Source organism: Rhodococcus chondri (assembly GCF_036327435.1).
Taxonomy (GTDB): domain Bacteria; phylum Actinomycetota; class Actinomycetes; order Mycobacteriales; family Mycobacteriaceae; genus Rhodococcus; species Rhodococcus chondri.
The window spans coordinates 1-13,264 of sequence record NZ_JAUZMZ010000007.1 but is presented as its reverse complement, the minus strand read 5'-3'; the positions used below and the strand labels follow the sequence as shown (position 1 = coordinate 13,264).

Genomic DNA, 13,264 nt, shown 5'->3' with positions numbered 1-13,264 from the left:
GTCAGTCCTCCGTTCGGTCGAGCACGTCGGCGAGGTCGTACCGCACCGGCACGTCCAGCTGGTCGTAGGTGCAACTGTGTGGATCCCGGTCCGGGCGCCATCGGAGGAACCTGGCCGCGTGGCGGAACCGCATCCCGACCTCGGGCGTGCCCTCCATCTGGTCGTAGGCCACCTCGAGTACCCGCTCCGGCCGCAGCGGGATCCAGCTGCGGTCGACCGACGAGCGCCACCGGGTCGGTTCACCTTCGGCGACCACGTCGTCGCCCACCCGCAACGGCTGTAGTTCGTCGAGCAGTTCCCGGCGACGCTCCGCTGTGAACGCCGATGCGCCGCCCACCATGACAGGCTCGCCGTCGTGATACATCCCGAGCAGCAACGATCCGACACCGTCGACGACTTTCTTGTGCTTGCGGTATCCCATCAGCACGCAGTCGGCGGTTCGAGCGTGCTTGAGCTTCAACATCTCTCGTTTGTCGGGCAGGTAGATGCCGTCGAGACGTTTGGCGACCACGCCGTCGAGCCCCGCGCCCTCGAACGTCTCGAACCAGTGTTGCGCCGTCGCCGAGTCGGTGGTCGACACGGTCACGTGACAACTGGGCCCGCCGCCCACCTCGGCGCGCAGCCGGGATCGCCGCTCGGAGAACGGCCGGTTCATCAGATCGGTGTCGCCCAGTGCCAGCAGGTCGAAACCGACGAACTGCGCCGGGGTCTGCTCGGCGAGCATCTCGACCCGGCTCGCCGCGGGATGGATACGTTCCGACAACGACTGCCAGTCCAGCCGGGTGCGACCGTCGCGTTGTCGCGGCACCACGATCTCGCCGTCCACGACGCAGCGCGCCGGTAGTTCCGCACGCACCGCGTCGACGAGTTCGGGAAAGTACCGCCCGAGATCCTTGCCGCCGCGGGACGAGAGCACCACCTCGTCCCCGTCGCGGAACACCACGGCGCGGAAGCCGTCCCACTTGGGTTCGTACGACCACTGCGGAGGTCCCTCGTCGGGCTGGGACGGCACCGCGGACGCGACCTTGGCGAGCATCGGCAGGATGGGTGGCACCACCGGCAGGTCCATGCGCACATCGTCGCATCGCGAGCCGCGACGCACATCCGATGCGGCGGAACAGCCGTCAGCCGACTGCGGTCTGCTCGCGGTCGCGGTGCGATTCGGGATCCAGAATGGCCGCGTCGATCAGGCCTTCCGCCTTCTCGTCGCTGACCTCCAGCGCCAGGGCCAGTTCGGTGGCCACGGGCAGACGAGCCGTGCGGAGCATGTTCTTCTCGCCCGTGGACAGTCCCCGATCCCGCTCGCGTCGCGTGAGGTCGCGCACCACACCGGCAGTGACGAGCAGATCACCGAGCTTGATCTTCTCCTGGTTGTCCTTGAACCGCCGCGACCAGGCCTCTTCCTCGTGACCGGTGGGAGCGCGCAGCACGTCGAACAACTCTGCAAGCTCATCGGTGTCGTAGACCTTGCGCAGCCCGAGTTCTTCGGCCCGGTCGAACGGTACGTGGACCGTCATATCGGTTTTGTGCACACGGAGGCCCAGGTACGTGACGGAGGCGCCCTTGATGATGCGGCTGGTGACGTCGGTGACGGTGGTGGGGCCGTGGTGGGGGTGAACGATGATCTGACCTGCCGAGAACTGCATGCATGCAACTTCCTGTACGCGTGACGTCGCGCTCGATCGCCCATGTCGCGGGTGTCTCCGCGGTCCGAGCGACCTCCGCACCGTCCCTCGATGCGCAGCACCGTAGAACGCGTGCGAACGCGGGACGGCGAACCCATATCCGACGAGTCCGCAGGAGCCCGCGAGCCGACGTTCTCCATTGTCCCACGTCATCGACACACGGGACTGCGGTGAAGTCGCTCACACGGTGCACCGTGTCCAGCGGAAATCCGGCGACGGCATATACGCACCCGCATGTCCGATTCTCGGGGTGACCCTGCATCCGTACGCTTGCGACCCATGAGAATTCTCGTCGTGTCGGTGCCTCCCGCCACAATGCCGGAAGCAACACCGATCACCGGCAGACCGACGCGAGGACTTCGAGAATGACGCACTGGCCAGACAGACCCATCTGCGCATTCGACCTCGAAACAACCGACCGCGACCCCCGGGTCGCGCGCATCGTGTCGGCGTGCGTGGCGACGTTCGACGGCGATCGCGTCGACTCCCGCACCTGGCTGCTCGATCCGGGGATCCCGATTCCGGCGGAGACCACCGCCATCCACGGCATCACCACCGAACACGCGCGAGCCGAGGGCATGGACTATCTCACCGGGTACCGGGAGATCCGTGCGGCGCTGTGCGACGCATGGGAGCGTGGGTACGTCGTCGTGGCGTTCAACGCCAGCTACGACCTGACGATCATCGAGGCAGAGGGCGGCCGCCTCGGTTTACCCGCGCTCGACATCGGCACGGTCGTCGATCCCTACGTCATCGACCGCGAAATGGACCGGGAGCGAACGGGCAAACGCACCCTGCAGGCGGTGTGCGACGCATACGGCGTGACGCTGTCGTGCGCACACGAAGCACAGGCCGATGCGCTCGCCGCCGGGTATCTGACCCGCGCGCTGGTGACCCGCTTTCCGCAGCTCGCCGAGCTCGACATCATGGCCGACCAGGCGGCATGGCACGCCGAACGTCAACGTAACTTCGCCGAATATCTCACCGGACTCGGCCGCGACGTCGACGATGTCGACGGGAGCTGGCCTCTGCGCCGGGCGGTGCCCGAGCCCGGCGCGGTGCTCGTGCATCCCGGCGACACGGTCACCGTCCGGTACGACACCGGACCGTTGCCGGCCGGGCGGCTCGCGCGGCTGTCGTGGCGGGTACGCCGCCGCGTCCGGGCCTTCTACGCGCGCGTGAAGACGGGGCAGCGATCGAGGTAGTGCACCGTCACGGGAGCAGGCCCTGACGACGCGCCTCGACGACCGCTTCGTGACGGCTGCGCACTTCGAGCTTGGCCATCAGATGCTTGAGGTAGCTCTTGACGGTCTGCACGGTCAGGCCGAGCCGGTCGCCGATCTCCGCGTTCCGGCAGCCGAGCGCGACGTATGCGAGCACCTCACGTTCCCGTTCCGTCAGGTGGACACCAGAGGTCGACGGCCTGCCGGCGACAGTACGCAGTGCCGCTTCGACCTCCCCGAGCTGCATCAGAGCGGTGGGATCGCTTGTCCTCGAAGCGATTTCACGGATCTTCAGGAAGCTCTCCGTAATAACTTCGGAGACCGCGGCGGGTAGCGGCGCGGCGCTGCACTCGGTGTCGCGCGCGGTTTCGAGAAGCTGGACGCGCCGGTCGACCTCGTCGCGGATCTCGATCTCACGTGCCAGCGCGCGCGCCGCCCGCATCACCCGTTCGGCGACGACGTCACCGATGGGCAGGCCGGCTCGCAACCCGCCGTACAGGGCGGCGCGGGTACGTCCGCCCACCACGACGGGAACCGCGAGCAGCGACTCGATACCCTCCCCCGCAACCTCCCGGTCGTAGTCATGGGTGATGTGGGCCGAGTGGAAATAGTCGGCGACGGCACCGGGCCGCTGCTCGGCGATGACGCGGCCACCGAGACCCCGCTCGGAACTGATCACCAGATTCCGCAGGACACGGCTGCGGGTACCGACGAACCCGGACAGCACCAAGTCCGGCCCGTGGACCGTTCCGCCGAACAGGACGGGCAGGTCCGTGGACGAGCGCAGTGCCCGCAATTCGGCGCGGAGGGCATCCACGTCGCTCGGCCGCAGCAGACACGTTCGGTCGACGGCCGTCACAGCGCTCACCGATCTCCTCCCGCATCCCCCACACGAACCGCATCCCCGAACACCCTCTTCGGAGGGTAGCGGTGCCGATCTGGTGATTCATAACCTCCACTGCGTCCGCTGTTGCGACCATCACATCAGCGCCCCTTCTCGAAACACCCGCCCGGAGGTACCTGTGTCCACCGCGACTGCCAACCACACCCCGCTCAGCCCACTGCGATTCCTGGAGCGTTCGGCGTCGGTGTTCCCCGACCGCACCGCGATCGTTCATGGTGACCGTCGCTACAGCTACGCCGAGTTCGCCGACGAAACCCAGCGCCTCGCCCGGGTGCTGCGCAGCCGGATCCAGCCGGGTGACCGGGTCGCATACCTGACGCCGAACGTCCCCGAGATGCTCATCGCGCACTTCGCGGTCCCTCTCGCGGGCGGAGTGCTCATCGCGCTCAACTCGCGGTTGGCCGGGCCGGAACTCGAATACATCCTCAACCACTCGGAGACGTCGCTGCTGTTCGTCGACTCCGAACTGGTCGGCTCGGTCACCGGGGTGCGCGAGAACGTTCCGACGGTCACCGACATCATCGAGATCCCGGACTCGACCGTGCCGTACCCGGACGTGCCCGCCGGCGTGGTGACCGGACGATACGACGAGTTCCTCGCGCTCGCCGACACCGTCGACACCACCCCGCTGCCGTGGAGTGTGGACGACGAGCTCGGCGTGATCACCCTCAACTACACGTCGGGCACCACGGGTAAGCCGAAGGGCGTGATGTACACGCATCGCGGCGCCTACCTCAACTCCCTGGGAGAGACGTTCCACAACGGCTTCACCGGGAAGAGCAAATACCTGTGGACGCTGCCGATGTTCCACTGCAACGGCTGGTGCACACCGTGGGCGGTCACCGCGGCCGGCGGCACCCACATCTGCCTGCGTGCTGTGCGGGCCGACGCGGTGTGGGACGCCATCGACAACCTCGGTGTCACCAACCTGTGCGGTGCGCCCGCGGTGTGCTCGACGATTGCCAACGCCGACCAGGCGCATTCGCTGGACCGGCCGCTGCACATCACCACCGCCGGTGCGCCGCCGTCACCGACCGTGATCGCGCAGCTCGAGAAGATCGGCATCACCGTCGTGCACGTGTACGGGCTCACCGAGGTGTACGGGCCCTACACGATCTGCGAATACCAGGACTCCTGGGACGACAAGACCGGTGACGAACGCGCGGCGCTGCTGTCGCGACAGGGTGTCGGCATGCTGCAGGCCGAGACCGCGCGCATCGTCGACGACAACATGAACGACGTCCCCGCCGACGGCGAAACGATGGGCGAGATCGTGCTGCGCGGCAACAATGTGATGCTCGGCTATTACAAGGATCCCGAGGCCACGGCGGAAGCGTTCCAGGGCGGCTGGTTCCACACCGGCGACCTCGGCGTGATGCACCCGGACGGATACATCCAGCTCAAGGACCGCGCGAAGGACATCATCATCTCCGGCGGCGAGAACATCTCGACGGTCGAGGTGGAGCAGGCGATCATCAGCCATCCCGCCGTGCTCGACGTCGCGGTGGTGGGGGTTTCCGACGAGAAGTGGGGAGAGCGTCCGAAAGCCTTTGTGATCCTGAAGCCGGAGGTTACCGCGACCGCGGAGGAGATCATCTCCTACACCCGCTCGTTGCTGGCCGGGTACAAGGTTCCCCGCGATATCGTCTTCCCGCTCGATCTGCCCCGCACCTCGACGGGCAAGATCCTCAAATTCGAGTTGCGCGCGGCGGAGGGGCGGCAGTCCTGACCTGCGGGGCGCAGCGATCTTGGATACTCGAGACATGAACTCCGGAGCAGGTTCCACCCGTCGTCCCGATGCTGCGGGACCCGATCCCGCGCAGTTCCGGGTGCATGTAGTCACGCAGGCGATCCGGTTGTTCACGGAGTACGGGTACGAGTCGACGACGGTGGAGCAGATCGCGGCTGCCGCGGGAGTGTCGCGGCGGACGTTCTTCCGGCAGTTCCGCTCGAAGGAAGACGTGATCTTCGCCGACCACGAGTCACTGCTCGACCAGGTCTCGGAGTACCTGTCCGGCCGCTTCGACGATCCGTGGGCCGCGGCGTCCGACGCCGCTCAACTCGTGTTCGGCCATTTCCGGGACCGACGGGAACTGTCGGTGTGGCGCTATCGGGTCGTGCAGCGGGTGCCGGCGCTGCGCGAGCGGGAACTGGTCACGACCTACCGTTACGAGCGGTTGTTCACCGACTTTCTCCGGGCGGCGGTGCCAGGAGAGAAGCCGATCCGGATCGTCAGCTTCGCTGCGGCGATGACCTCGGCGCACAACTTCCTGCTGCGCGCGATGATCCGCGGTGACGAGACCGCCACGTCCGAGGCGCTCGCACGGGAGTTGTTCGAATTACGTCGCACCTTCGGAGTCGTGCCGGGGCGCGGGGGCGACACCGCGCTGCAGGCACCGCGTGCCGTGACTGTGGTGACGTATCCGCCGGATGCGTCACCGGCCGAAGTGGCCGAGCAGGTGCGACGCCAGCTCGAAGCCGACCCCTCTTTCGGATCCAATCCAATTCGGCATTGACCTGGCACTCAGTGCCGTGCTTACAATTGACTAATTACGCCACGTCGCGCCGTATCGAGTCAGTAGACTAGGCGCGGATCCCCCTTCAGGAATGGCACCGCGTGCCGATAGGAGTCCCCACCCTCATGGCCCTCAACGCCGCTTTCGATCTGTTCCAGCTCAGCGAAGAACACGATGCTCTCCGCGAGGCGATCCGCGCGCTCGCCGAAAAGGAAATCGCCCCGTACGCGAAGGATGTCGACGAGAACTCCCGCTTCCCCCAGGAAGCCCTCGACGCCCTCAACCGGTCGGGCTTCAACGCCATCCACGTCCCGGAGGAGTTCCAGGGCCAGGGCGCCGACTCGATCGCCACCTGCATCGTGATCGAAGAGGTCGCGCGTGTGTGCGGCTCGTCGTCGCTGATCCCGGCCGTCAACAAGCTCGGCACCATGGGTCTGATCCTGCGCGGTTCCGACGAGCTCAAGGCGAGGGTGCTGCCCGACCTCGTCAACGGGGACATGGCGTCCTACGCGCTCTCCGAGCGGGAGGCCGGTTCCGATGCCGCGTCGATGCGTACCCGCGCGAAGGCCGACGGCGACGACTGGATCCTCAACGGCTCGAAGTGCTGGATCACCAACGGCGGCAAGTCCAGCTGGTACACCGTGATGGCCGTGACCGATCCCGACAAGGGCGCCAACGGCATCTCCTCGTTCATGGTCCACAAGGACGACGAGGGCTTCGTCGTCGGGCCGAAGGAGAAGAAGCTCGGCATCAAGGGCTCGCCCACCGCCGAGCTGTACTTCGAGAACTGCCGCATCCCCGGCGACCGCATCGTCGGTGAGCCCGGCACCGGCTTCAAGACCGCGCTCGCGACACTCGACCACACCCGCCCGACGATCGGCGCGCAGGCTGTGGGCCTGGCACAGGGCGCACTCGACGCGGCGATCGCCTACACGAAGGACCGCAAGCAGTTCGGCAAGCCGATCTCCGACAACCAGGGCGTGCAGTTCATGCTCGCCGACATGGCCATGAAGGTCGAGGCAGCACGGCTGATGGTGTACACCTCCGCAGCGCGCGCCGAGCGCGGCGAGCCGAACCTCGGCTTCATCTCCGCGGCCGCGAAATGCTTCGCGTCCGATGTGGCCATGGAGGTCACCACCGACGCCGTGCAGCTGTTCGGCGGCGCCGGCTACACCACCGACTTCCCGGTCGAGCGCATGATGCGCGACGCCAAGATCACCCAGATCTACGAGGGCACCAACCAGATCCAGCGCGTCGTCATGTCCCGCGCTCTGCTTCGCTGACCCCGCGGCAGTACCTTCACCTGGACAGAATTTCGGATCCGAGGAGTATTTCCGTGGCAGTACAACTGGTAGGCGTAGTCGGCGGCGGCACGATGGGTGCGGGCATCGCCGAGGTGTGCGCAAAGGCCGGCAGCGACGTCATCGTGCTCGAGACGAGCGAGAAATTCGCCGACGCGGCACGCGAACGGGTGAGCACCTCGATCGGCAAGGGCGTCACCCGCGGCAAGATCACCCAGGAAGACGCCGACGCCGCCATCGCGCGGGTTCGCGTCACCACCGAGATCGCCGATCTCGCCGACCGCGACCTGGTCATCGAAGCGGCGCCGGAAGTCGAGTCGATCAAGACCGACATCTTCGCCAAGCTCGACGCCGTCGTGAAGCCGTCCGGCATCCTCGCGACCAACACCTCGTCGCTGCCGGTCATCAAGATGGCACAGGCCACCAACCGTCCCGGTCAGGTCGTCGGCGTGCACTTCTTCAATCCGGTGCCGGTGATGCCGCTGGTGGAAGTCATCTCCGCGCTCACCACCGACGATGCCGCCGCGAACGAGGTGTACGACTACGTCAAGAGCACGCTCGGGAAGACGGCGGTACGCGCCGGCGACCGCGCGGGTTTCATCGTCAACGCCCTCCTCATCCCGTACCTGTGTGACGCGGTTCGGATGCTCGAGTCGGGTTATGCGACAAAGGAAGACATCGACGACGCGATGAAGGGTGGCTGCGGTTACCCGATGGGTCCGCTGACGCTGCTCGACACGGTCGGCCTCGACATCGCCCTCAACGCCGCGCAGGCGCTGTACGACGAGTTCGCCCAGCCGAATTACGCTCCGCCGGCGCTGCTGCGCCGCATGGTCGACGCGGGTCGCCTGGGTCGCAAGACCGGCGAAGGCTTCTATAGCTACAAGTAGGCCTTCACTCGGACGCCCTCGCCGTTCCCTTCCGGAACGGCGGGGGCGTCTCCGTGTCCACCCCTTGGATATCGATGTGCGGTGCCGGATACCGAAGCACAATCTCGCCTTCGGACTCCCAGTGGCACAAGAGGTTTCCCTCGAGACGAATGTGGGACGTCACCGGCTCCTTGCGAAGGCCGAAACGGGCCTCTGCTATCCCAGCGAACCGAACGCCCTGATCGGGCTCATCGACCATCTGCATCGGAATCCCGAGGATCGACACCTCGTCACGACACCCGAAGAGGGCCGCAACGTCATCCGAAGGTTCGCAACACCGTCGGTGACCAATCATCGCCGGACAGGGGCCTGTTCGGGCGGTCGACCGGCGAGAATAGTATCGATCACCTCGTCGCCGAACTCCTGGCGCAACCGCGGCTGCACGTCAGGGGCCCGCCGCAAGTGCGCGCCGCCGTCGACGGTGACCGACGTTCCGGTCGCCCACGACGACTCCGGTCCCGCGAGGAATCTGATAGCCCCGGCAATGTCGGTGGGGACGCCGAGTCTGCCGAGCGGTGTCCGGTCGAGAAACGCGGTGGGACGATCGCCGGCAAAGCTGGCTGCGACCTTCGGGTTGTCGGGCGAGTTCACCAGTCCGGGACGGACGCAATTGATCCTGATCCCCAGATGAGCGAGTTCGTCCGCGGCCGTGCGGACGAGCGCCTCGAGACCGGCCTTGCCCGCACAGTAGCCGCTCATGTAGGGGAAGGACCGGGCGGCAATCACCGAGGAGATGAAGACCATCGATCCACCACCGGCGAGCGCCATCGCGGGCACGCAGGCCTTGATGGCGACGAAGGCACTGGTGACGTTGATCCTCAGCTCGTTGGTGAAGTCCTCGGCATTGTTGAGTAGCAACGGTGTCGTGCTCCCACGTCCGACGGTGCTCACACAGATGTCGAGGCCGCGGCTACCGCCCGCCCGCGCGACGGCTGCCACCACATCCTGCTCGACAAGGCAGTCGCCCGCGATGTAGTCCACCCCGGCCCCTCGGGTGCCGTCGCGGCCAGCTCAGCCGCGAACGCCGCGATCCGGGCCTCGTCCCGGCTCATGATCGTCACCGATGCCCCGGTCGTCGAGCCGGGCGCGCACAGCGGCGCCGCCGATGCCGCCGGCGCCACCGATGGCCACAGCGCTCTTCCCCTTCAGGGAGGGGAAGAGCCTCAAATTCTCCGTCATGTGGTCGAAGCTGAACCGGCGGCGCCGCACGTTGAACCCGCCTGACCGATCATCGGGATTTCGATCAGGAATATCCCGCCGAAGCTACTGCCCCGTCCACTGGGACGGACTCGACCCGCCGGCGAGTTCCTCGCCGCCACCGCCGTGGACCCGGTCGTGCAGCGCTTCCATCCGCACATCCAGTTCACGCGCGGTCTCGGCAGCGACCCGCAACTCCTCCCGCAGTCCGTCGGGTACGGCCCGGTCGTGCTTGTAGTAGATCTTGTGCTCGAGACTGGCCCAGAAGTCCATCGCGACCGTGCGGATCTGCAGTTCGACATACACCGGCTCCACCCGATCCGACATGAACACCGGGATCTCGACCAGCACGTGCAGGCTGCGGTAGCCGTTGGGCTTGGGCCGGGCGATGTAGTCCTTCACCTCGACCAGACCCACGTCGCCCTGGCGGGTGATCATGTCGTGAATCCGGTAGACGTCCGACGTGAAGCTGCACGTGATCCGGATCCCCGCGATGTCGCGGATGTTCTCCCGGATGGCTTCGGGGGTGTGCGGCACACCGAGGCGAGTGGCTTTGGCGAAGATCGATTCGGGAGATTTCAACCGAGATTTGACGTGCTCGATGGGGTTGTAGGCACGCACGTAGGTGAACTCGTCCCGCAAGATGTTGATCTTGGTCATCATCTCGTCGATGCCGAACTTGTAGACCATGAGAAATCGCGACAGATCGCGATTCGGCGCCGGGATCGGTACCAGCACACCCATCGGTTCTCCGGGTAGCGGTACGTCTTGATCAGGCTCGCCCATCGTCGTCGTCACTTCTGTCCTCCTCGGCATGTATCGCTGTCGAGTCTGCCAGCTCCGACCGGCGCGAGGCGTTTCGCTCACGCACGACCTGACGCAACGTGCGGGGATGGATGCCGGCCTCACGCCGCGCTTTCTTGCGGGTGACCAGCACACCGACGATCGCGATCACCCAGATCGGATACTGCGCGAGCCATGCGACGCGGAACGCGTCGAAGCTGTATCCACCGAACTGCTGCAGCAGCACACCCATGGCCTGGACGACGATCAGCGTCGCCAGGAACCCGCCGATGTTGACGATGCCCTGGGCGGTGCCGAGCGCGGTACTCGGATTGAAGGTGCGTGCATAGTCGAACCCCACCATCGAGCCCGGCCCGCCGACGGAGATGACGACGACGAGCAGTACGAGCAGCCACACCGGTGCCGGTCCGGGCAGGGCGAGCACCACCGACCACGCCACCGCGTTGCTGAGCATGATCGACAGCACGAGCCACGACCGCCGGTTCGGGAACCGGCCCGTGAGCACGCCGAGCACCGGACCCGCGGCGATCGCGGTCACCACCGACACGGTGAGCATCGAACCGGCCGCTGCCGCCGACAGCCCCTGCGCCGACTGCAGGTAGGGCACACCCCACATCAGCGCGAACGTGGTCACCGAGAACTGGGTTCCCATGTGGGTGAAGAAGCCGAGGCGGGTACCGGGCCGTCGCCACACGACACCGATCTGGCGGGCCACGGCAGTCAGCCCGGCCGACGCGACGTCCCTCGTCTGACCCGCCGGGGTATCACGCACGACCGCGACGACCAGCACACACGCAAGGGCCCCGAGGGCCGCGGCGCTACCGTATGCGGCGCTCCACCCCACACTGGTGAGGATCAGGACGAACGGTACCGCCGAGAGCACCTGCCCGAGCTGACCGAGGATGCCCGTCAGCTGCGACACCACCGGTACGCGACGCGTCGCGAACCACACCGGCACGAGGCGCAGTACGGAGATGAATACGAGGGCGTCACCCGCCCCGACGAATACGCGCGCACCGTAGGCGAGCGGCAGCGAGTCGGTGACGGCGAGGACGGACTGCGCGACGGCGGTGATCGCCGCGCCGGCCGCAATGACGATCCGTGACCCGAACCGGTCGAGCAATACACCCGCGGGGATCTGCATGCTCGCGTAGACCACGAGTTGCAACACCACGAAACCGGAAAGTACGGCGGGGGTGATGTCGAATCGCTCGGTGGCGGCGAGGCCGGACACACCGAAGGTGGTGCGGTGCAGAACAGCGACGACGTACGCGAAGACACCGGCGCCCCACACCAGCCACGCTCTCATGAGGCGAACCCGCTACGCGAGATGATGTCGGCCGAGGTAATCATTCGCGTCCCAGGGACACCCACTGCGGATCCGCTGCCCGCGGCCCGGCGACCTGCGCTGCCAGCGCATCGAGCCGTGCGACGTGTTCACCGGTGAGCGTCACGTCGAGCGCTCCGGCATTTTCGGTGACGCGTGCGGCGTACCTCGTGCCGGGAATCGCCACCGACGGCAACCCGAACTCGCGGCCCTTCGCATCGAGCCACGCCAGCGCCACCTGAGCGGCTGTGGCACCCGCCTCCCGCGCGACGGCCTGCACCTCGCTGCGCACCGACAGGTTCGCGGGCAACGCCTCGTCGTCGAACCGCGGGAACCGCCGGCGCAGATCCTTCTCACCGATCTCCGCCGGATCGAACCCATCGGTGAGCAGACCACGACTCACCGGTGAGTACGGCACGAATCCGATGCCGAGTTCGACGGCTGTGGGCACCACGTTCTTCTCGACGTCGCGCGACACGATGCTCCACTCCGACTGGATCGCCGCGATCGGATGGACGGCGTGTGCGCGGCGTAATTCGTCGCCGGTCGCCTCGGACAAGCCGATATGACGGACCTTGCCGGCCTGCACGAGGTCCGCGAGGGCACCGACGCTCTCCTCGATCGGCACCTGTGGATCCACCCGATGCAGGTAATAGAGGTCGACGCTGTCCACCCCCAGCCGCGACAGCGACTCGTCGATGCACTGCTTCGCGTACTCGGGACGGCCGTCGATACGCCGGTTCCCCGAGCTGCCGACCGCACCGACGAGCCCGAATTTCGTGGCCAGCTGCACCTCGTCGCGACGATCGGCCAGCAGCTTGCCCACGACCGTTTCGCTGACGCCGTCTCCGTACACGTTTGCGGTGTCGATGAAGGTGATCCCCTGGTCGACGGCATGATGCAGCGTCGCGAGTGCCTCGTCCGGATCGGCCGGCCCGTACGCCGGGCTTACGGACATCGCGCCGTAGCCCTGTGCGCTGACGGTCAGTCCGGGGGCGAGTCGGACGGTGGGGACGAACATGGATTCTCCTTCGAACCGAGAAGCAGGCGATGTACTCGATCCTTGCGCATGTCGGCGTCCCACGCATGAGATCAAATCGCGGTGATCGACGCGGGCTCACGCCTAGGCTGGAATCCATGGCAATCGACTGGCTCGCGCTGCAACGCACCGCCCGACGGGAATTCGACACGCGCCTTGCGCAGGTCACCGACTGGTCCGCTCCTACACCCGACACCGAATGGGACGTCGCCACGCTGGTTCGGCACGTCGTCGACGAACAGCGCTGGGTGATGCCGCTGGTGTCCGGCCGCACCCTCGAAGAGGCCGAAGCGTCCCTCGAACCGCTCGGCGACGATCTCGCCGCCGAATGGGCTCGCT

The 13,264-nt window shown here is 66.7% G+C and carries 13 protein-coding genes and 1 pseudogene; 6 read left to right on the top strand and 8 right to left on the bottom strand.

The features are described from left to right. Position 1: 1 nt before the first annotated feature. Both Q8814_RS02430 and Q8814_RS02425 read right to left on the bottom strand, forming a co-directional pair. Complete coding sequence (locus Q8814_RS02430; protein WP_330150402.1) at positions 2-1,069, bottom strand: ATP-dependent DNA ligase; 1,068 nt, start codon at positions 1,067-1,069, stop codon at positions 2-4. A 55-nt stretch (positions 1,070-1,124) separates the two neighbouring features. Beyond that, positions 1,125-1,646 (bottom strand): CarD family transcriptional regulator, encoded by a 522-nt coding sequence (locus Q8814_RS02425; RefSeq protein WP_330150401.1) that lies wholly within the window; start codon positions 1,644-1,646, stop codon positions 1,125-1,127. A gap of 404 nt (positions 1,647-2,050) precedes the next feature. Here Q8814_RS02425 and Q8814_RS02420 point away from each other — a divergent pair. Beyond that, positions 2,051-2,719, top strand: a pseudogene (locus tag Q8814_RS02420) (exonuclease domain-containing protein); the annotation flags it as partial. 178 nt (positions 2,720-2,897) lie between these two features. Here the strand turns inward: Q8814_RS02420 and Q8814_RS02415 are convergent. Further along, a complete protein-coding gene (locus Q8814_RS02415) occupies positions 2,898-3,776 on the bottom strand; it encodes a helix-turn-helix transcriptional regulator (protein WP_330150400.1) in 879 nt (292 codons plus the stop codon). A 154-nt stretch (positions 3,777-3,930) separates the two neighbouring features. On the opposite strand from Q8814_RS02415, the gene Q8814_RS02410 reads away from it, so the two are divergent. The 4 genes from Q8814_RS02410 (at position 3,931) to Q8814_RS02395 (ending at position 8,519) form a co-directional block, all read left to right on the top strand. Continuing rightward, on the top strand, positions 3,931-5,541 hold the full coding sequence (locus Q8814_RS02410; protein ID WP_330150399.1) for an acyl--CoA ligase family protein: 1,611 nt from the start codon (positions 3,931-3,933) through the stop codon (positions 5,539-5,541). Positions 5,542-5,575: 34 nt separating this feature from the next. Then, entirely contained in the window at positions 5,576-6,328 is a 753-nt protein-coding gene (locus Q8814_RS02405) for a TetR family transcriptional regulator (protein WP_330150398.1), read from the top strand. 125 nt (positions 6,329-6,453) lie between these two features. Then, complete coding sequence (locus Q8814_RS02400; RefSeq protein WP_330150448.1) at positions 6,454-7,611, top strand: acyl-CoA dehydrogenase; 1,158 nt, start codon at positions 6,454-6,456, stop codon at positions 7,609-7,611. A 53-nt stretch (positions 7,612-7,664) separates the two neighbouring features. Continuing rightward, complete coding sequence (locus Q8814_RS02395; RefSeq protein WP_330150397.1) at positions 7,665-8,519, top strand: 3-hydroxybutyryl-CoA dehydrogenase; 855 nt, start codon at positions 7,665-7,667, stop codon at positions 8,517-8,519. Between the two features lie 330 nt (positions 8,520-8,849). On the opposite strand, the gene Q8814_RS02390 is transcribed toward Q8814_RS02395, so the two are convergent. The 5 genes from Q8814_RS02390 to Q8814_RS02370 form a co-directional block, all read right to left on the bottom strand. Further along, complete coding sequence (locus tag Q8814_RS02390) at positions 8,850-9,539, bottom strand: SDR family NAD(P)-dependent oxidoreductase (RefSeq protein WP_330150396.1); 690 nt, start codon at positions 9,537-9,539, stop codon at positions 8,850-8,852. Positions 9,540-9,569: 30 nt separating this feature from the next. After that, positions 9,570-9,737, bottom strand: a complete 168-nt coding sequence (locus Q8814_RS02385) for a hypothetical protein (RefSeq protein WP_330150395.1) — start codon at positions 9,735-9,737, stop codon at positions 9,570-9,572. An 84-nt stretch (positions 9,738-9,821) separates the two neighbouring features. Continuing rightward, positions 9,822-10,499: a GTP pyrophosphokinase gene (locus Q8814_RS02380; protein ID WP_330150447.1), complete on the bottom strand. Its 678-nt coding sequence runs from the start codon at positions 10,497-10,499 to the stop codon at positions 9,822-9,824. A gap of 28 nt (positions 10,500-10,527) precedes the next feature. After that, a complete protein-coding gene (locus Q8814_RS02375; RefSeq protein WP_330150394.1) occupies positions 10,528-11,868 on the bottom strand; it encodes an MFS transporter in 1,341 nt (446 codons plus the stop codon). Positions 11,869-11,908: 40 nt separating this feature from the next. Next, positions 11,909-12,907, bottom strand: coding sequence for an aldo/keto reductase (locus Q8814_RS02370; RefSeq protein WP_330150393.1), 999 nt, complete (start codon positions 12,905-12,907; stop codon positions 11,909-11,911). A gap of 116 nt (positions 12,908-13,023) precedes the next feature. Between Q8814_RS02370 and Q8814_RS02365 the strand changes: the two genes are divergently transcribed. Next, positions 13,024-13,264: maleylpyruvate isomerase N-terminal domain-containing protein (locus tag Q8814_RS02365; protein WP_330150392.1), on the top strand; the 241-nt coding region annotated here is incomplete at its 3' end.

Excerpts from the sequence above, each read along its gene's own strand:
- Q8814_RS02430 (WP_330150402.1), bottom strand. The coding sequence starts at position 1,069 with ATGGACCTGCCGGTGGTGCCACCCATCCTGCCGATGCTCGCCAAGGTC.
- Q8814_RS02425 (WP_330150401.1), bottom strand. The coding sequence starts at position 1,646 with ATGCAGTTCTCGGCAGGTCAGATCATCGTTCACCCCCACCACGGCCCC.
- Q8814_RS02405 (WP_330150398.1), top strand. The coding sequence starts at position 5,576 with ATGAACTCCGGAGCAGGTTCCACCCGTCGTCCCGATGCTGCGGGACCC.
- Q8814_RS02400 (WP_330150448.1), top strand. The coding sequence starts at position 6,454 with ATGGCCCTCAACGCCGCTTTCGATCTGTTCCAGCTCAGCGAAGAACAC.
- Q8814_RS02385 (WP_330150395.1), bottom strand. The coding sequence starts at position 9,737 with ATGACGGAGAATTTGAGGCTCTTCCCCTCCCTGAAGGGGAAGAGCGCT.
- Q8814_RS02380 (WP_330150447.1), bottom strand. The coding sequence starts at position 10,499 with ATGGGTGTGCTGGTACCGATCCCGGCGCCGAATCGCGATCTGTCGCGA.
- Q8814_RS02375 (WP_330150394.1), bottom strand. The coding sequence starts at position 11,868 with ATGAGAGCGTGGCTGGTGTGGGGCGCCGGTGTCTTCGCGTACGTCGTC.
- Q8814_RS02370 (WP_330150393.1), bottom strand. The coding sequence starts at position 12,907 with ATGTTCGTCCCCACCGTCCGACTCGCCCCCGGACTGACCGTCAGCGCA.